General features: G+C 38.0%; 18 protein-coding genes, 2 tRNA genes and 2 pseudogenes. 12 read left to right on the plus strand and 10 right to left on the minus strand.

The window, feature by feature from the left end; translation table 11 throughout:
- Window positions 1-25: 25 nt before the first annotated feature.
- The 3 genes from NYR60_RS03295 to leuA all read right to left on the minus strand — a co-directional run bounded on the left by NYR60_RS03295 (window position 26) and on the right by leuA (window position 3,130).
- The gene (locus tag NYR60_RS03295; RefSeq protein ID WP_279467728.1) at window positions 26-646 is read right to left on the minus strand and encodes a sigma-E factor negative regulatory protein; all 621 of its coding nucleotides are present in this window, start codon (window positions 644-646) and stop codon (window positions 26-28) included.
- 19 nt (window positions 647-665) lie between these two features.
- Window positions 666-1,244 carry an RNA polymerase sigma factor RpoE gene (rpoE, locus tag NYR60_RS03300; RefSeq protein WP_279467729.1) on the minus strand — a complete coding sequence of 193 codons (579 nt, stop codon included), beginning with the start codon at window positions 1,242-1,244 and terminating at the stop codon, window positions 666-668.
- 341 nt (window positions 1,245-1,585) lie between these two features.
- Window positions 1,586-3,130 (minus strand): 2-isopropylmalate synthase, encoded by a 1,545-nt coding sequence (gene leuA, locus NYR60_RS03305; RefSeq protein WP_279467730.1) that lies wholly within the window; start codon window positions 3,128-3,130, stop codon window positions 1,586-1,588.
- Between the two features lie 587 nt (window positions 3,131-3,717).
- Between leuA and NYR60_RS03310 the strand changes: the two genes are divergently transcribed.
- Together NYR60_RS03310 and NYR60_RS03315 are read left to right on the plus strand one after the other, a co-directional pair.
- Complete coding sequence (locus NYR60_RS03310; RefSeq protein ID WP_279467731.1) at window positions 3,718-4,533, plus strand: Cof-type HAD-IIB family hydrolase; 816 nt, start codon at window positions 3,718-3,720, stop codon at window positions 4,531-4,533.
- 102 nt (window positions 4,534-4,635) lie between these two features.
- Window positions 4,636-5,811, plus strand: a complete 1,176-nt coding sequence (locus NYR60_RS03315; RefSeq protein ID WP_279467732.1) for an efflux RND transporter periplasmic adaptor subunit — start codon at window positions 4,636-4,638, stop codon at window positions 5,809-5,811.
- Between the two features lie 84 nt (window positions 5,812-5,895).
- Here NYR60_RS03315 and NYR60_RS03320 read toward each other — a convergent pair whose 3' ends face one another.
- Window positions 5,896-6,834 carry a bile acid:sodium symporter family protein gene (locus NYR60_RS03320; protein ID WP_279467733.1) on the minus strand — a complete coding sequence of 313 codons (939 nt, stop codon included), beginning with the start codon at window positions 6,832-6,834 and terminating at the stop codon, window positions 5,896-5,898.
- 173 nt (window positions 6,835-7,007) lie between these two features.
- Between NYR60_RS03320 and NYR60_RS03325 the strand changes: the two genes are divergently transcribed.
- The 4 genes and pseudogenes from NYR60_RS03325 (at window position 7,008) to greB (ending at window position 10,787) form a co-directional block, all read left to right on the plus strand.
- A complete protein-coding gene (locus tag NYR60_RS03325; protein WP_279467734.1) occupies window positions 7,008-7,823 on the plus strand; it encodes a 5'-nucleotidase, lipoprotein e(P4) family in 816 nt (271 codons plus the stop codon).
- 112 nt (window positions 7,824-7,935) lie between these two features.
- Window positions 7,936-9,228, plus strand: a complete 1,293-nt coding sequence (gene pepB, locus NYR60_RS03330) for an aminopeptidase PepB (protein WP_279467735.1) — start codon at window positions 7,936-7,938, stop codon at window positions 9,226-9,228.
- 125 nt (window positions 9,229-9,353) lie between these two features.
- Window positions 9,354-10,288, plus strand: a pseudogene (locus NYR60_RS03335) (KpsF/GutQ family sugar-phosphate isomerase).
- A gap of 10 nt (window positions 10,289-10,298) precedes the next feature.
- Complete coding sequence (gene greB, locus NYR60_RS03340; protein ID WP_279467736.1) at window positions 10,299-10,787, plus strand: transcription elongation factor GreB; 489 nt, start codon at window positions 10,299-10,301, stop codon at window positions 10,785-10,787.
- 73 nt (window positions 10,788-10,860) lie between these two features.
- Here greB and hpf read toward each other — a convergent pair whose 3' ends face one another.
- On the minus strand, window positions 10,861-11,172 hold the full coding sequence (gene hpf / locus NYR60_RS03345) for a ribosome hibernation-promoting factor, HPF/YfiA family (RefSeq protein ID WP_279446580.1): 312 nt from the start codon (window positions 11,170-11,172) through the stop codon (window positions 10,861-10,863).
- Window positions 11,173-11,336: 164 nt separating this feature from the next.
- On the opposite strand from hpf, the gene NYR60_RS03350 reads away from it, so the two are divergent.
- Both NYR60_RS03350 and dapA read left to right on the plus strand, forming a co-directional pair.
- Entirely contained in the window at window positions 11,337-12,278 is a 942-nt protein-coding gene (locus NYR60_RS03350; protein WP_279467737.1) for a Kdo(2)-lipid IV(A) acyltransferase, read from the plus strand.
- Between the two features lie 154 nt (window positions 12,279-12,432).
- Window positions 12,433-13,326 carry a 4-hydroxy-tetrahydrodipicolinate synthase gene (gene dapA, locus NYR60_RS03355; RefSeq protein WP_431831748.1) on the plus strand — a complete coding sequence of 298 codons (894 nt, stop codon included), beginning with the start codon at window positions 12,433-12,435 and terminating at the stop codon, window positions 13,324-13,326.
- 89 nt (window positions 13,327-13,415) lie between these two features.
- Here dapA and NYR60_RS03360 read toward each other — a convergent pair whose 3' ends face one another.
- Together NYR60_RS03360 and folD are read right to left on the minus strand one after the other, a co-directional pair.
- Entirely contained in the window at window positions 13,416-14,954 is a 1,539-nt protein-coding gene (locus NYR60_RS03360; protein WP_279467739.1) for an L-lactate MFS transporter, read from the minus strand.
- A 149-nt stretch (window positions 14,955-15,103) separates the two neighbouring features.
- On the minus strand, window positions 15,104-15,961 hold the full coding sequence (gene folD / locus NYR60_RS03365) for a bifunctional methylenetetrahydrofolate dehydrogenase/methenyltetrahydrofolate cyclohydrolase FolD (RefSeq protein WP_279467740.1): 858 nt from the start codon (window positions 15,959-15,961) through the stop codon (window positions 15,104-15,106).
- 191 nt (window positions 15,962-16,152) lie between these two features.
- On the opposite strand from folD, the gene NYR60_RS03370 reads away from it, so the two are divergent.
- A tRNA-Pro gene (locus tag NYR60_RS03370) sits at window positions 16,153-16,229 on the plus strand.
- A gap of 39 nt (window positions 16,230-16,268) precedes the next feature.
- Window positions 16,269-16,345: transfer RNA gene (locus NYR60_RS03375), tRNA-Arg, on the plus strand.
- A gap of 31 nt (window positions 16,346-16,376) precedes the next feature.
- Here NYR60_RS03375 and NYR60_RS03380 read toward each other — a convergent pair.
- Window positions 16,377-16,599 (minus strand): annotated as a pseudogene (locus NYR60_RS03380) (tyrosine-type recombinase/integrase); the annotation flags it as partial.
- Window positions 16,600-16,640: 41 nt separating this feature from the next.
- Here NYR60_RS03380 and NYR60_RS03385 point away from each other — a divergent pair.
- Both NYR60_RS03385 and NYR60_RS03390 read left to right on the plus strand, forming a co-directional pair.
- Window positions 16,641-16,757: a hypothetical protein gene (locus NYR60_RS03385; RefSeq protein ID WP_279467964.1), complete on the plus strand. Its 117-nt coding sequence runs from the start codon at window positions 16,641-16,643 to the stop codon at window positions 16,755-16,757.
- Window positions 16,758-16,824: 67 nt separating this feature from the next.
- On the plus strand, window positions 16,825-17,103 hold the full coding sequence (locus tag NYR60_RS03390) for a hypothetical protein (RefSeq protein WP_279467741.1): 279 nt from the start codon (window positions 16,825-16,827) through the stop codon (window positions 17,101-17,103).
- Between the two features lie 245 nt (window positions 17,104-17,348).
- Here the strand turns inward: NYR60_RS03390 and ribH are convergent, their stop codons facing one another.
- A complete protein-coding gene (gene ribH, locus NYR60_RS03395; RefSeq protein WP_279467742.1) occupies window positions 17,349-17,810 on the minus strand; it encodes a 6,7-dimethyl-8-ribityllumazine synthase in 462 nt (153 codons plus the stop codon).
- A 105-nt stretch (window positions 17,811-17,915) separates the two neighbouring features.
- Complete coding sequence (locus tag NYR60_RS03400; RefSeq protein ID WP_279467743.1) at window positions 17,916-19,121, minus strand: bifunctional 3,4-dihydroxy-2-butanone-4-phosphate synthase/GTP cyclohydrolase II; 1,206 nt, start codon at window positions 19,119-19,121, stop codon at window positions 17,916-17,918.
- Window positions 19,122-19,135: the final 14 nt, after the last annotated feature.

Here is a 19,135-nt window from a genome sequence, read left to right on the forward strand (position 1 = left end):
TTCTTTATAGTCGATAAACTTTTCTTTAGTGTTTATTTGACTCTGACTTTGTATCAGTTGATGATGTTTGAGCCTTGACTTTTTGTTCTTCAGTTAACGTCACAGCACCAACAGTTGCTTGACGCTGAAATTGTTGAGCCTGTAATAAAGTATTGATTTTATATTGTTGGCTCTCTAATTGTTCTGCTGAGGCTACATCGTGGCGTGGAGCATTATAACTTACCGGCTGAAGAGAATCGCTAAATGGCTGAGTTTTTAATACTGGTTGTTCTAATTGAGCTGTTTCAGAATTAGAATTCATAAAATTTACACCTAAAACGGCAACTAAACACACGGAAGCAGCAATACCAGCTTGCATAAGTGGCACGCTCCAACGTTTTAATTTTAGTAACATTCCTTTAGGCTGAACGGACTGTTCCGATTTATTTGAAGATAAAGATTCAATCTCTTCATTTTCAAGTAATGCTTCCATTTTTGCTGAGAAATCATTACCTAAAATAATTTCATCACCATGTAAAACACTTTTAATCGCATGATAATTAGCCCATTTTTGCTTTAATTCAGGACTTTCACATAAAGCGTCAATAAATTCATCATCAGCTTTATGTCCGTCCATAAAAGCGGAAAGGGTTTCTTTTTGTTGCATAATAAACTCCGATTGAATCTTAAATCTGCTGCATAAGTGGATTGACTTTCGCATCAATCGCTTCTCTAGCCCTAAAAATACGAGAACGAACCGTACCGACAGGACATTGCATTACTTCTGCAATTTCTTCATAACTTAAACCTTCCAACTCACGCAAAGTAATTGCCGTCTTGAGTTCTTCCGGTAAATTCTCGATAGTGTCGAATACGACACGTTTTAATTCATCCGATAACACCATATTTTCTGGTGTATCACTTTCACGAAGCTGGACACCAACATCAAAACTTTCAGCATCTTCCGCCAAAATATCTTCTTTGGGAGGTCGTCTTCCTAAAGCGGTTAGGTGATTTTTAGCTGTATTCACCGCAATACGATAAAGCCACGTATAAAAAGCACTTTCACCACGAAAAGATTCTAATGAACGATATGCTTTAATAAAGGATTCTTGTACGATGTCTGGAATATCATCTCTGGAAACGTAACGAGTAAGCAATCCAGCTACTCTATTTTGATAACGTACAACCAGTAAATTAAATGCTTTTTTATCGCCTTTTTGGGCTCGCTCAACCAATTCTTGATCGGCTATTTGCTCACTCATCTATCTGCGTTCTCCTAACCTATGTACGCATATTCTTTATGTTCTTCTCGTTTTATATCTCGTTAGTATGCGATAAATATAAAAAGTTCCGATAAAGAATAAATTAATTAAAAATATTTATAAATATGCTCATAATAAGCGAGTCAGGATATTACAAATATTCGTAATACGCTAGACTGCTTAACTGAGTAAAAATTCAATTTTTACGTTAAAAAAATATTGCCCGTTTAAAAGACAGGCAACTTAATATTCTTACAAAAAGAAAGCGGTCTGATTTTACTGAAATTTTACGAAAATTCCATAAAATCTGACCGCTAATATAAATGTTTATGCAAAATAAATTATTTTTTCGCTTTCAAATCCGCGACTTTATGTGCTCGATAAATCGCATTAATAGCGTGAATTAATGCTCGTGCTGAGGATTCAACAATATCAGTTGCCAAACCAACACCATGGAAACGGCGTCCTTCGTGTTCTACCACAATATCCACTTGTCCAAGCGCTTCTGCCCCTTCTCCTTTTGCAGTAAGATTATAATGTGACATTTTAATATCCATATCCACAATTTTGAGTATCGCGTTATATACTGCATCAACCGGACCATTACCGCCATTTGACACTTGGCTGACACGTTTACCATCCAGTTCAACCTGAACGAAGGCCGACGCAGGTAAACCACTAATCATTTGTGATGTAATCACATCTAGACGTAATCTATCTTCATCGCCTGATTGCATATCAATAAAGGCAAGTGCTTCTAAGTCGTAATCAAATACTTGACCTTTCTTATCCGCTAATTTTAAGAAAGCTTCATACAGTTTATCTAAATCATAATCGCTTTCTTGGTATCCCATTTCAGTCATATGATTTTTCACGGCAGCACGACCTGAACGAGCGGTAAGATTAAGTTTCTCTTTCTTCAAACCGATGGTTTCTGGAGACATAATTTCATAGGTATTTTTATTTTTAACCATACCATCTTGGTGAATACCAGATGAATGAGCAAACGCATTTGAACCGACAATTGCTTTATTCGGCTGAATCGGCATATTACATAATTGGCTGACCATTTGGCTGACACGATGAATTTCTTGCGTGTTAATGCGAGTATCTTTGCCGTTAAACATATCTTGGCGAGTCTTGATTGCCATCACCACTTCTTCTAATGCTGTGTTACCGGCACGCTCGCCTATACCGTTAATGGTACATTCGATTTGTCTTGCACCGTTTAATACCGCCGTAAGTGAATTTGCAGTCGCCATACCCAAATCGTTATGGCAATGCACCGAAACCACCGCTTTATCAATATTGGGGACTCGATTCATCACATTCGCAATAATATCTCCATACTGATATGGCAAGCAGTAACCCACCGTATCCGGAATATTTACCGTGGTTGCACCGGCATTAATTGCTGCTTCGACAATACGGCAAATGTTATCGATCCCTGTACGTCCGGCATCTTCACAGGAAAACTCCACATCATCGGTATAACTTCTTGCACGTTTTACTGCATGTACCGCCATTTCAACTACATCATCAAATGAGCGTTTTAATTTAGATTCAACGTGAATCGCAGAACTTGCAATAAACGTATGAATACGGAATGCTTCTGCGACTTTTAACGCTTCTGCTGCAACATCAATATCTTTATCGACTGCACGAGATAAGGCACAAACACGGCTGTTTTTAATATGTTGTGCAATAGTTTTTACCGATTCAAAATCACCAGCCGATGAAACCGGAAATCCTACTTCCATCACATCAACACCTAAACGTTCTAACGCTAATGCTATTTGGAGCTTTTCTTTTACGGTTAAACTTGCTTTAAGTGCCTGTTCGCCATCACGTAATGTTGTATCAAAAATAATAATGTTGTTATTCATAGGATCTCCTGTTAAGTGCTTAACACTTTGTTCTTATAAAATGATTTGAATGGTACATTTAAACATTAACACTTTATTATCGCCCAAGGATAAGAAAAAGAATAAAAAAACCCGCATCATTGTGCGGGTAAAGTGTGGATAGTGAACGATTTCACTCCAAACGATCTTTATCCTCGCACAAAATGCGATAACAGAAGAAGTCGGAGAGAAAGTCGTTTTTCCATTGTGTTGTGTGTGTTTATGTTTGCATTGTTATTCGAAAGTGGAACCCATATTAACTTCAAATAGAGTGAAGTCAATAGAATTTTTCACTATATGCAAACGTTTTCTTGAGAAATCACCATCATAAAATAGTGATTAATTCTTTATTAACTAAATTAATTAGCAATTTAAACTGCTTTATTTTTATTCTTCCAAATAAATCCTATCACTTTTTAGGAAAAACAAAGCCTTCTACTTTTTGTTTATTTTATGATTTTTTAAACAATTTTTTGATTACAATATGAAAAATAGACTATTTCTTTTGAAGAACGACAGTAAATTTGTTAGCCTTTAACGTAATATAAATGAGTTAATAAGGATTATGTATGACGCTTCCATTTCGAGCTATTGTTTCCGATCTTGACGGTACACTTCTAAATGCAGACCATAAAATCGGCCAATTTACGATTGAAACGCTCCAAAAACTCTCACAAAAAGGCGTTGATATTATTTTTGCTACTGGTCGAAATTATCCTGATGTTAAACATATCATCCGAAAAGTAGATGTTAATGATGCGATGTTAATTACCTCTAACGGTGCGAGAGCTAATTTCCTATCCGGAGAACAAGTCTTAAGTCATCATCTTCCGGAAGATATCGCATTACAATTAATGAATATGCCGTTTGACAATAGCCGAGTGTGTTTAAATAGCTATCAAGGTGATAAATGGTTTATCAATACCGATATTGAACAGTTAAAAAAATATCATAAAGATTCCGGCTATTCTTATCAGGTGGTTGATTTCAGTCAGCATCATACCAAACAAGTGGAAAAGATCTTTTTTATTGGAAAAACTGCTGAAGATCTTGTACCGATTGAGCAATATATAAAAACGAATTTCGCAGATCGTGTTTATATGACATATTCTGCATTACTCTGCTTGGAAGTGATGAATAAAGCCGTTTCAAAAGGAAATGCCTTAGCAGAATTAGTGCAATTAAGAGGCTACGGGTTAGAAGACTGCATCGCATTCGGCGATGGTATGAATGATGTGGAAATGTTATCTCGTGTTGGGAAAGGTTGTTTAATGGGCAATGCCGATCCTCGTTTAATCCAAGCATTACCGCATAATGAGATCATTGGATATAATAAACACGAAGCGGTAGCGAGCTATATCAGAGCGATATTCGGCATTATTTAATTGAAAAATAACACAAAACAAGCGGTCGTATTTTAGAACAATTTTGCAAAAAAATTGTCTGAATAGACCGCTTATTCTTTATAACTTTTAGTCGGGAAACAGATGAAATTAAAACCTTTAATGACAGGATTAGTGCTTGCTGGGATTGTTGCGGCAGGTTATTTCTATTTTGTCGGTAATAATGAAAGTGAGCAAGTATATTATATTACCGAGCCGGTAACTCGCAGCACTATAGATAAAAATGTCTTAGCCAGCGGTTCAGTTCGAGCGAGTAAACGGACTGAAGTCGGGGCACAGGTATCAGGAAAAATTATTAATCTTTATGTCACACTAGGACAACAGGTTAAAAAAGGCGATCTACTGGCTGAAATTGATTCAAGTAATCAAAGTAACAGTTTAAGTACGGCTGAAGCAACATTGGCATCTTATCAAGCACAACTCAAATCAGCACAAGTTGCACTTGAGGTGGCACAATCTAATTTCAATCGCTTAAGTAAACTTTATAAACAGCAAAGCACTTCCGAAACGGAATTAGAAACGGCTAAAAATACATTAGCCTCAGCCAAAGCGACTGTGGATAATGTAAAAGCCCAAATAAAATCGGCACAGATTTCGGTAAACGATGCGAAAACGAATTTGAATTATACCCAAATTATCTCGCCGATGGACGGAACTGTCGTATCCATTCCGGTTTCTGTCGGGCAAACAGTCAATTCAAATCAAACTTCGCCAACGATTGTACACGTTGCCGACTTAACTAAGATGTTAGTTAAACTCGAAATTTCAGAAGGCGATATTGCACAGGTTAAAGCCGGTCAAATGATTAGCTTTACAACCTTATCTGAACCGAATCATTCGCATCACAGCAAAATTGATAGTGTTGATCCAGCGTTAACCACATTAAGTGATGATCACGCTTCCAATAAATATATTGAAAAATCCGGTAATACCGAGGCGATTTACTACTATGCTAATTCACTGATTGATAATAGTGAACAACGTTTACGTATTGGTATGACTGTACAAGGACAAGTTAATATTGCTAAGCGAGAAAATGTATTAGTTGTTTCAACCTCAGCAATCAAGAAAAAAGGTAAAGAAGCCTTTGTTAATATTTTAGAAGACAATCAACCTATTGAGAAAAAAGTTGAACTGGGACTCGCTGATAGTCAACATACTGAAATTATTAGCGGTCTAAATGAAGGGGAACAAGTAATCACAGCCCAACGAGCGGATGGAGAAAAAGTCAGTGCGGAAATGCGAAGAAGACCCTTCTAGTTTTATTTCTGCTAAAGATAAGCGGTCGAGATTTACTCAAAACTTGTAAATCTCGACCGTTTTTTTCTGTACTGAAATGAGCGATTATTTATCGTTTTTAATTGAAGAGAAAATCATCGCTAAGACCGGACCTGAAATATTGTGCCAGAAACTAAATACGGCACTTGGTACAGCGACCACAGGATTTGCTTTAAAGTGTAATGCGGCTAACGCAGCACCTAAACCGGAATTTTGCATACCGACTTCAATCGCAATTGCTTTACTGTCTGCAATCGGCAATTTTAATACACGACTTACAATATAACCAATTAAATAGCCTAAACCGTTATGCAATACTACCACAAAGAAAATCAATAAGCCGGATTCAATAATACGATCTTTACTGACTGATACAACTGCTGTAACAATTAAAATGATTGCAACCACCGAAATTAGCGGCATAGTTTGACTAAACTGTTCAACTTTTTGCTTAAAGATAGAACGAATAACAACTCCAACAAAAATAGGGAGCAGTACCATTTTTAACACAGAAATAAACATTGCACCCGCATCAATTTCTAACCATTCACTTGCAAATAAATAGAAAATTGCCGGTGTTAATACCGGTGCTAACAAAGTTGAAACCGTAGTACATGCCACAGATAATGCAGTATTTCCTCTTGCCAAATAAGTCATTACGTTTGATGACGTACCGCCAGGGCAAGATCCGACAAGAATGACTCCTATCGCTAAATCAGGCGGTAATTGAAACGCTTTTGCCAATAAGAAAGCAATACTCGGCATAACAACAAATTGAGCAATAACACCAATAATTGCCGCTTTAGGGTTCTTAGTTACCTCTGCGAAATCTTTAAAGGTTAAAGTTAAGCCCATACCTAGCATAACAATACCAAGTAAATAGGGAATCCATGGCACGAACTGCTTAAAAGTTTCCGGAAATTGAGCTGAAATAAACGCAAAAACCACCACCCAGATCGCAAAGGTTTTACTTACGAATTGGGTCAGTTTTAATAACATATTCATGTTGTGTCCTTATTTTTAGAATTAAATTTGATTTAAGTTAAAAGGAACTAAAGGCTACCCGAATTTTTTCAAAATGTGAATAGACAATCGCTGATATTCTTTGTAATCTTCACACACTTTTAGCCTTATTCTGCTAAGAGTAACTCAAAGGAACGAAAACGAAGGAGAAAACAATGAAATTGTTTAAATTAACCAGTATTGCATTAACCTCTGCATTTATTTTGAGTGCTTGTGCAAATCATAACGATGCGAAACACGATGAAATGATTCTACAAGAACAAGCAACTTTAGGACTTAACTGGGTACAACAATCCGGTGAATACCAAGCACTTGCTCATCAAGCATTCAATACAGCGAAAGTTGCATTTGATCACGCTAAAGTGGCAAAAGGTAAGAAAAAAGCGGTTGTCGTTGATTTAGACGAAACGATGGTAGATAACAGCCAATATGCTGGCTGGCAAGTAAAAAATCATCACGCATTTGATGGAGAGAGCTGGACTCGTTGGGTAAATGCACGCCAAACTCAAGCGATTGCCGGTGCAGTAGAATTTAATAACTATGTAAACAGCCATAAAGGTACAATGTTCTACGTATCTAACCGTAAAGATAGCAGCGAAAAAGCCGCAACCATTGATGATATGAAAGAATTAGGTTTCAATGGAGTGAGCGAACAAACGCTTTTCCTTAAAAAAGATAAATCAAACAAAACTCCTCGCTTTGAAGAGATTGAAAAACAAGGTTATGAAATCGTACTTTACCTAGGTGATAACCTCAATGACTTCGGCGATGCGACCTATAAAAAATCAAATGCTGAACGTCGTGACTTTGTTTCAGCAAATAAAGATAAATTCGGCAAACAATTCATCGTATTACCAAATCCGAACTATGGTGACTGGGAAGGCGGTTTAGATAAAAATTATTATAAAGGTGATGCAAAAAGCCGTGTAGATATTCGCCACGGAGCAATCAAAGCTTGGGACGGCAAATAATCCTTTCCTGATGTTTCTTTCCAAAGACCGCGACAAGCGGTCTTTTTTCTATTTCTGTTTACAAATTTTTGCTAGGATCAGACCGCTTACACTAATGTAAAAGGATATAAAAATGACCACTATGAATATTACGCTTTCACAACTCTCAGCACCCGAACAATGGGGAAAAAATGCAATTCTATCTGCCAATCAACACGGTATGACCATCCATCTACAAAAAGAACCATTAACCACCATTCAACGTGCGGCACGAAAAATAAAGAATCAAGGCATACTAAATGTAACGCTGATCGGCTCAGAATGGGGATTAGAAGAGTGTTGGGCATTCCACCAAGGTTTTACCAGTATCCGTAATGCTGGTACAGTAAATTACCCCGACTTAGCTGAACAACAGTCTGAATTTGATGCACGTGTATATTGTTCTAATTTTACTCGCACTTTAATTAATGAATCTTCCGAGACCCTTACTCCTGAAAATTTAGCTCAAAAAGCAACGGAGTTTATTAGCAAACAATCAATACAATATCTTGGCAAAAATGCGGTATCAGCAGAAATCATTAGTGGTGAAGCATTAAAACAACACGGCTATCACGGTATTTGGACAGTAGGCAAAGGTTCGGCAAATAAACCAGCACTACTCAAATTGGATTTCAATCCAAGTAACGATATTAATGCACCGGTGCTTGCTTGTTTAGTCGGCAAGGGGATTACTTTTGATACTGGCGGTTATAGCCTTAAACCAAGTGATTCAATGAGTACAATGCGTACCGATATGGGTGGGGCTGCCTTATTAACCGGAGCCTTAGGCTTTGCGATCAGTCGTGGCTTAACACAACGTGTAAAACTCTACTTATGTTGTGCGGAAAATATGGTAAGCAGTACGGCATTTAAATTAGGCGACATTATTGAATATCGCAATGGAGTAACCGCAGAAGTGCTGAATACCGATGCGGAAGGTCGCTTAGTATTAGCGGACGGTTTAATTGAAGCAAGCGAACAAAATGCACAATTTATCATTGATGCGGCAACCTTAACCGGTGCGGCAAAAGTAGCAGTCGGCAATGACTATCATTCAGCATTATCAATGGACGATAAATTAACCGCTCGCTTATTCAATGCGGCAAAAGCGGAAAACGAGCCATTCTGGCGTTTACCGTTTGAAGAGTTCCATCGCTCACAAATCTCGTCATCCTTTGCCGATATTGCCAATATCGGGTCTGTACCGGTCGGTGCCGGAGCAAGTACCGCAACCGCATTTTTATCGTACTTTGTTAAAGATTATGCTCAAAATTGGCTCCATATTGATGCTTCTGCAACTTTCCGCAAAACAGCCAGTGATTTATGGGCTGCCGGTGCAACCGGTTTAGGTATGAAAACCCTAGCTAATATGCTTTTATCCCAATAATCGTGTTGTAAAATTTCCGGAAAACATAACCGCTTGTTCCGCTAAATTAGCGTAAAACAAGCGGTTTTCTATTGCTTTGTGTATAATACGATTAATTTTATTTACTTTGCCATTTAGGAACTTATATGAATTACTTAGAGTGTGCGAAAGAAACCCTCAGTCTTTATAGTCAAGCGATTAGCCAACTTAATCAGCGTTTAGACAGTACATTTAATCAAGTGATTGAAATGATTTTAAACTGTGAAGGACGTGTTGTGGTAGCAGGGATCGGAAAATCAGGTTTAGTAGGACAAAAAATGGTAGCAACCTTTGCTTCTACTGGTACACCAAGTTTCTATTTACATCCAACCGAAGCGTTCCACGGTGATTTAGGTATGTTAAAACCAATTGATGTTGTCATTCTCATTTCTAATAGTGGTGAAACAGACGATGTCATTAAACTCTTACCCAGTTTAAAACGTTTTGGTAATAAAATTATTGCAATGACCGGCAATCCTCATTCAACCCTCGCCCAACACGCCAATCTTATTCTTAATATTAGTGTTGAACGAGAAGCCTGTCCTAATAATTTGGCACCAACAACATCGACACTGGTTACAATGGCTTTAGGTGATGCGTTAGCAATTGCATTAATCAATGCTAGAGATTTCAAAGCAGAAGATTTCGCGCGTTTCCACCCGGTGGTAGCCTCGGTCGCAAACTACTTAATCGCGTAAAAGATGTCATGCAAACCAAACTACCGGTTGCCCAACCAAATGCAGATTTCAGCACGATTTTGAGTGTAATGAACGAAGGAAGAATGGGCGTTGCGTTAATTATGCAAGGCGAAGAATTAAAAGGTATTATTACCGATGGCGATATTCGCCGTACACTCGCTCAATTTGGTACACAGAGTTTAGCTAAAACAGCAGAACAAATTATGTCTAAACAACCAAAAACCATTGCTGATGATACTTATCTAGCAAAAGCGGAAGAACTGATGAAGGAGCTTCACGTTCACTCGCTTATTGCCTTGAATAATGAAGGTAAAGTATCTGGTATTATGGAATTTTCAAGTTAAGGGAATTTCGGTGGCGAAATCAAACTATATTACACGTAGTGGCTGGCAAGTCTTAGATCAAGAGCTTAAATTCTTATGGAAAGACGAACGCCCTAAAGTCACCCAAGCAGTTTCCGAAGCAGCTGCGTTAGGCGATCGTAGCGAAAATGCAGAATATATTTACGGTAAACGCCGTTTACGAGAAATCGATAGACGAGTCCGTTTTTTATCGAAACGTTTAGAAGTGTTACAAATTGTGGATTATCACCCCAAACAAGAAGGCAAAGTCTTTTTTGGTGCATGGGTTGAGCTAGAAAACGAACAAGGTGAAACAAAACAATATCGAATTGTCGGTTGTGATGAATTTAATCCGACTAAAAATTGGATTTCGATTGATTCCCCTGTTGCTAGAGCATTAATTGGCAAAGAAGTTGATGATGAAATTAAAGTTGATACGCCATTAGGTAAAAGCGTACTCTATATCAATAAAATTTGGTATGAGAAAGAAACGTTATATTAAATAGAGATAAAAAAGCACCTTAATAATTCGTTATATTTATTAAGGTGCGATTTATCAATTTACCTAGAAAACATTATACGTTTAATGTTGTATCTGTACGGCGAGCTTCGTTTTTATGCACTAATTTATTTAATTGCGTTTCCAGTTTAGTTTCTACTTCATTGATTGCTTTATATAAATCTTCATTATCAGCCTTCGCAAAAAGTTCTCCAACTGGAGTACCAATCGAAGCCTCAACTTCATAACTATTTGGCAATTTATGAATCATAAAATGCGGATTAATTAACTGAGTTTGCCATTTTTCAAGTTTCGCTAAACGTTCTTCAATATGGGTACGGATTGCAGGAGTAACTTCCATTTGTTTACTTGAAATATTGATTGTCATAGCATTTTCCTCTTTGTGAAGGGGTTATTAAGTTGTTTCCAAAATATGACTTTTACTCCAAAATAGCAAGTCAAAAAATGAAGTAAAACTTAAAAATTTGATCTAGTTAACACTTTTCCTGTGTTTTTGCTTATAATCTATCCGAAACAGAAGGATAACGGAAAATGACCGAGAATAAAAAAATTCCTCCATTTGAATGGCGGTTTTTACACCCTAGATATTGGGGGCTTTGGCTTGGATTGGGCCTATTTAAATTAATTTTGTGTTTACCTTATCCTGCCTTGGTTGTAGTAGGCAAAGGGCTTGGAAAACTATTTGCCAAACTGGGTTTCGGTAAGCGTAGAATGCGTATTGCTCGCCGTAATTTAGAACTCTGCTTCCCACATTATTCAAACGAGCAAATTCAAAAGATTCTAGAGAAAAATATTGAATCCGTCGGTATGGCGATTATTGAAACCGGTATGGCGTGGTTTTGGTCGGACAAACGTATCCTAAAGTGGTCTAAGATTGAAGGCTTAGAACATCTTAAAAATCAGCCTGAAGGGGCGGGCATTTTATTTGTTGGCGTGCATTTTCTTACATTAGAAATGGGGGCTCGTATTGTGGGACTTCATCATCAAGGTGTGGGCGTTTATCGACCGAATGATAACCCGCTATTGGATTGGATTCAATTTCGAGGCAGAGTACGCTCAAATAAGGCAATGCTTGATCGTAAGGATCTGCGAGGAATGATTCGAGCTTTAAAAGCAGGAGACACCATTTGGTATGCACCGGATCACGATTATGGGAGAAAAAATAGCGTATTTGCACCATTTTTTGCGGTTACAGAGGCTTGTACAACAGCAGGCTCTCGAATGTTATTACGCTCAGCACCAAATACTGTTGTGGTGCCTTTTAGCCCAATCCGAAATGCGGATTTTTCTGGATATACCGTTAAAATTAGTCCCGAGGTTGATTTTAGTGAATGTGAAAACGAGCTTGATACTGCAACCAAAATGAATAAAGTTGTAGAAGCAGAGATTCTGAAGTCAGTAAGCCAATATATGTGGCTTCATCGACGTTTTAAAACTCGCCCACAAGAATCGGATAAAAGTCTATATGATTAAAAATAACCCGACATACGCAATATAATGTCGGGTTTATTTTTTATTTGCTAATTTTTACGAAAATTTTACCGCTTCTCCGCAAAAAATACTTGCATATTTAAGACGAATTTTGCAAGCTAAGAAGAAATTTGCACATAACAAAAAAATACAGGAGATGATTATGGCAACCCCACTATTTCACGGCAGTATCGTTGCATTAGTAACCCCAATGACCCATGGTGAAGTAAATTACAATGAATTAAAAAAATTAGTTGAATATCACGTTGAAGCCGGTACGCACGGTATTGTATCGGTCGGCACAACAGGTGAATCAACCACATTGAGTATTGATGAGAATGTTAAGGCAATCAAGAAAACCGTGGAATTTGCTGCAGGACGTATTCCCGTTATTGCCGGAACTGGTTCAAATGCAACCAGCGAAGCTGTCACAATGACAAAATTATTAAACGGTAGTGGTGTTGCAGGTTGTTTAAGTGTTGTACCTTATTATAATAAACCAACTCAAGAAGGCATGTATTTGCACTATAAAGCAATCGCTGAATGTACTGATTTACCACAAATTTTATATAACGTACCAGGCCGTACCGGTAGCGATTTAAAACCGGAAACCATCGGTCGTTTAGCTGAGATTCCAAATATTGTTGGTGTCAAAGAAGCAACTGGTGATTTAACTCGCCTGCCATTAATCAAACAATTAGCCGGTGAAGATTTTATTTTCTTAAGTGGCGATGATGCAACCGGTTTTGAATCAATGAAACTCGGCGGTCAAGGTGTAATTTCAGTAACCAATAATGTTGCTGCAGCAGATATGGCAAAAATGTGTGAACTTGCCTTAGCCGGTAAATTTGAAGAAGCGGAAGCGATTAATCAACGCTTAATGGCATTACACCATGATTTATTTATTGAAGCTAACCCAATTCCAGTAAAATGGGCAGCCTATAAATTAGGCTTAATTAGTGAGCCGAATTTACGCTTACCATTAACCACCTTATCAGAAAATGCTCAACCAACTGTATTAGCAGCATTACAAAAAGCTGGTTTAATTTAACCGCTTGTGACTCAAACAAAACCCCGTACTTGATACGGGGTTTTTTATTCAATAAGCAGTTAAACTTTCTAAAAAGCTACAACACGTTATTAAAACAGTTCCACGACTTTAGCGAATACCATTAACACCCCATAAGCAAGTGGAACAGTAACAATAATCCAACGTAACCACACCATACAGCCACCGTGAGCAACTTCTTCTGCAACCAAATAAGTATCTGAAATCACGGTTTCATCGCTTGGTTTTGCACTATATGCTGCTTCTTTAATTGGTAACTCGTGATGTTTTTCATGCACGGCTTTCACGCTTAAATTGCAAATCAGTCCAATAATTAATAAACCTGCCATAATATACATTGTAATGCTGTATGCTTGTGCTGCCGGTACACCACTATCAATTTGCATCTGGCGAATATAGTTTACGAGTACAGGACCAACTACTGCAGCCGTAGACCACGCAAGTAATACTCGACCGTGGATTGCTCCAACTTGATAACTACCGAATAAATCACGTAAGTAGGCAGGAATCGCGGCAAAGCCACCACCGTACATTGAAATAATCACACAGAAGCCGATTACAAATAAGGCTTTATTGCCACTCTCCCCTAATGACGGAATCAGAAAGTAAAGTACCGATCCCAATAAGAAGAAAATAGAGTATAAGTTTTTACGTCCGATTTTGTCCGAAATACTCGACCAAAAGAAACGTCCGCCCATATTAAACAAGCTGAGTAAGCCGACAAATCCAGCTGCGGCTAAGGTACTGATAGCAGCTTGTTTACCGACCGAAACTTCGGAAAATAATTCCTGAATCATTACCGATGCTTGACCAAGTACGCCAATCCCTGCCGTTACATTTAGGCATAAAATCCAAAATAGCAACCAAAATTGTGGTGTTTTCATTGCTTTATTTACGCCTACATTGTGCGAGCTGACCAATTTATTTTTAGGTTTGTTATCGACAAAACCTTTCGGTTTCCATTCTGGATGCGGTAAACGAATAGTGAATACACCGAACATCATAAAGATAAAATAGAACACACCTAAAACGAGAAATGTTTCCATAATACCAACTGAGGTTGGATTACTGAAGAAATCCATTAATGCAACAGAAATCGGTGAAGCGAGCATCGCACCGCCACCGAAACCCATAATAGCTAAACCGGTTGCCATACCCGGTTTATCCGGAAACCATTTCATTAACGTTGAAACAGGACCAATATAACCGAGTCCTAAACCAATACCACCCAGCACACCGTTCCCTAAATATAGCAACCATAGATTGTGGGTGTGTACACCCAATGCTGCCACAAGAAAACCTAAGCTAAAACAAATAGTTGCGACAAACATCGCTTTACGAGGTCCTACTCGTTCCATCCAAGTACCAAAAAGTGCAGCTGAAGCACCCAATACCGCAAGAGCAATACTAAATACCCAACCAACGGTTGTTAGCTTCCAGTCATCAGCAACTGATTGAGTAATACCAATAACTTTCGTTAGTGGCGCATTGAATACCGAATAAGCATAAATTTGTCCGATAGATAAATGTACTGCAAGTGCAGCAGGAGGAATAAGCCAGCGATTAAATTGCAGAGGTGCAATCGTTTTTTCACGATCTAAGAATGACATGGAAGCTCCATTTAGAGGTTATTAACAATAATTTAACTTAATTATAACAGCATTTTATGCTTACGCAAACGTTTGCGTAAGAAAAAACAAAAGAAATTCAGATAAAAAAGCCTCTTTTAAAAAGAGGCTTATGTAAAAATAAATTAAAATTAAACCGCTTGTAAATGAGCTTGGTAAGCCTGAAGCGTATTTTGCATCAACATCGCAACCGTCATTGGACCAACGCCACCAGGCACAGGGGTAATAAAACTCGCTTTTTGTGCTGCTACCTCATATTCTACATCACCAACTAACTTATCTCCTAAGCGGTTAATACCTACATCGATAACAATTGCACCTTCTTTTATCCAATCACCAGTAATAAATTGTGGCTTACCTACCGCAACTACTAAAATATCGGCTTGGCGAATATGGCTTTCAAGATCTAATGTAAAACGGTGAGTAACTGTCACTGTACAACCTGCTAAAAGTAATTCTAACGCCATTGGGCGACCAACAATATTTGATGCTCCTACAATAACAGCATGTTTACCATGCAATTTTACTTGGGTTTGTTCCAATAACTTCATCACACCATAGGGTGTACAAGAACGCAAAGTTGGGATTTTTTGACATAAACGTCCTACATTATAAGGATGAAAGCCATCCACATCCTTATGTGGCACTATCGCTTCAGTAACTTTAGTCTCATCAATCTGCTTTGGTAACGGTAATTGCACTAAAATGCCGTCGATAGACTCATCATTATTTAATTGTTCAATAATCGCTAATAATTCTGCTTCACTGGTTTCTGCCGGAAGATCATAAGATTTCGATTCAATACCAATTTCTGCACAACTTTTACGCTTGCTATTTACATAAACCTGAGAGGCAGGATCCATGCCTACCAAAATCACTGCTAACCCTGGTTTACGTTTTCCTTGTGCCGTATAAACTTGAATTTGCTCAGCAATATTTGCTTTCACTTGTTTTGCGACACTCGTGCCTGAAATAATTTGTGCGGACATCGGTTCTCCTCTGATTTTGATATGAATTGCAAACGTTTGCTATTGTGTCAGAAAACTAACGATTTGCAAGAAAGATATAGGTCTATGTTCTATTTGCATTAATGAGCAAAGTTCAAGCAATCAATTCTCTATCTTAAAAAAAGAGATTGACGGGAGTTAAGATAAGTCTATAATAAAAATCACTTTTCAGTCGGCGAGTAGCGCAGCTTGGTAGCGCAACTGGTTTGGGACCAGTGGGTCGTAGGTTCAAATCCTATCTCGCCGACCACTTTATCCTCATAAATATTTCTTCCTTATCTATTTCATTGCGCCCTTAGCTCAGCTGGATAGAGCAACGCCCTTCTAAGGCGTGGGTCAAAGGTTCGAATCCTTTAGGGCGTGCCATTTAATCCTTTTAAAATCAATCACTTATAGTCTAAGCAACGAGTTTTAATTTTGGTTCATTTTGCGAATGTTCCGTAAATGTACCGTAGATTTCAACCTTGTTTGCGTGTTCCAGAAAGTGATCTGCATTTAAATGAGCGTATTTTTTACCATTTCCAACGTTTCCCAACCGCCAAGCTCTTTTAATGTGAAGAGTGGAGTTCCGGCTTGAACGTGCCAGCTCGCCCAAGTGGGCGTAAGTCGTGAAAGTGGAAGAGATGATTATCGTAATGCTCAAATCGCCTATACGTTGGCAGTGGTTAATAGCAGCAAAGATGCCAAATCTGAACCGGACGACTTTATGCCGTTTTTTAGGAATGATCTAGAAGACGTAGAAGACGATGGCGTAGCGGATTATTTAGCGAAAAGGTAGCAAAATCATTTGAAATTTTAATTTTTTTCCTATATATAAAGTATGATTTTATATAAGGAGAATATATATGATTGCAACAATGAAAGATATTATCGCTACATTTAAATGGGGGTTAAAAGGAATGTTTGCAATGGCTTTGCTAATTTGTAGCAGCGTAGCTATTCTCTTTTCTATTATTTATGTTTCTACACATTATAATATCTCTCATCCGTTTCCTGCTGGGTTATCGAAATTAGAAGCTGCTTTTTATAGTTTAGGGATTGGCATTATTGTTTATTTTGCGTTATTAGCTATAACTAAGTCATTTGTAAGAGTTTTGGAATTTTTTGAGCGTTTATTTCGTTAAATTCAAATAGTTTATTTTTAGAAGCCTGCTTGATGCAGGCTTTTTTTATGGGGATTTGCAATGAGTTCTTTAGGTTCATTAAATATCCAGCTATCGCTTGATACGGTTAAATTCCAACAAGCATTATCAAAACCACAATTAAGGGAGAACATATAAGGCAAAATAAATGCGGCCATTTTTAACTGGGAAATTCACAAAATCCAATAAAAATAACCGCTTATTTTCTTAACTTGTAAACGAAAAAATTAGATCGCTTTTAATACGTTTACCATTTCGATTGCACCTAATGCACATTCTGAACCTTTGTTACCTGCTTTCGTACCCGCACGTTCGATTGCTTGTTCGATATTTTCTGTGGTTAATACACCGAAAATTACCGGTACGCCGGTTTCTAATGCTACAGCACCGATACCTTTTGCTGCTTCATTACATACGTAATCATAATGAGTAGTTGAACCACGAATTACTGTACCTAAACAAATTACCGCATCATATTTACCGCTGGTCGCCATTTTTTTCGCCACTAATGGGATTTCAAATGCACCTGGTACCCACGCCGTGTCAATATTGCTTTCATCCGCACCGTGACGCACTAATGTATCAATTGCACCGCTTAATAATTTATCGTTGATAAAATCGTTGAAACGTGCGGTTACAATACCGAATTTTAAACCTGTTGCAACTAAGTTACCTGTAATCTTTGCCATTTTGTTGTCCTCTCGAAATATGCAAAATTTTATAAAAAAGTGACCGTTTGTATTCTTTTATAGTAGGGACTCTTTTGTCCTTCACATTACATACGGTTGTTAAAGTTAGAAGTTAAACATATGTCCCATTTTTACCTGTTTCACTTTGAGGTAATCAATGTCATTTTTGTTCGGTTCTACAATAATCGGCTCACGTGCAACGATATTTAACCCTTGCTCTTTTAAGCCTTCAATTTTTGCCGGATTATTGGTTAATAAACGGATCGATTTCACGCCTAACTGCTGGAACATTTGCGCACCAATATAATACTCACGCTCGTCTTCTTTAAAACCTAAAGCAACGTTCGCTTCAACCGTATCCATCCCTTTATCTTGCAGTTCGTAAGCTCGTAACTTATTAATTAAACCAATACCACGCCCTTCTTGACGTAAATAGAGAATAACCCCTCTGCCCTCTTTTTCAATTTGTGTCATTGCTGCGGCAAATTGCTGACCACAATCACAACGTTGAGAGCCGAAAGCGTCACCGGTTAAACATTCCGAATGAATACGTGCCAATACTTGCTCACCGTCGGTTAAATCACCTTTGACTAACGCAACGTGTTCTTTACCTGAAATCACTTCAACAAAACTATGTGCCATAAATTCACCGTATTTGGTCGGCATTTTTACCACAGAAATTTGTTTCACTAAGCTATCATGCTTACGGCGATATTCTTGTAATTGTTGAATTGTGATAAACGGCATATTGTGTTCTACGGCAAATTTTTGTAACTCAGGCATTCTCATCATTGTGCCGTCATCTGCCATAATTTCACAACATAAACCGGCGTGTTTTAAACCGGCTAAACGAGCTAAATCCACAGTTGCTTCGGTATGACCGTTACGTACTAACACGCCGCCATCTTTTGCGATTAATGGGAACATATGCCCTGGGCGGCGGAAATCACTTGCTTTAGCATTATCATCTACAATTTTCATTGCGGTAATTGAACGTTCAAAAGCAGAAATACCCGTTCCCGTATCCATATGATCGACTGAAACGGTAAATGCGGTTTCGTGGTTGTCCTGATTAACCGGAACCATCGGATGGAAATTTAGCTTTTTAGCAATTTCCATTGAAACCGGTGTACAAATTAAACCTTTACCGTAAGTTGCCATAAAATTGATATTTTCCGTTGTGGCAAATTCTGCCGCACAAATAAAATCGCCTTCGTTTTCGCGATCTTCGTCATCGGTCACTAAAATGATTTTGCCTTGACGAATGGCTTCAATCGCCTCTTCTACTTTTGAAAATTGGAAATCTGTCATCTTCTTTTCCTATA

It is taken from the genome of Actinobacillus genomosp. 2, from assembly GCF_029773605.1.
GTDB lineage: Bacteria > Pseudomonadota > Gammaproteobacteria > Enterobacterales > Pasteurellaceae > Actinobacillus.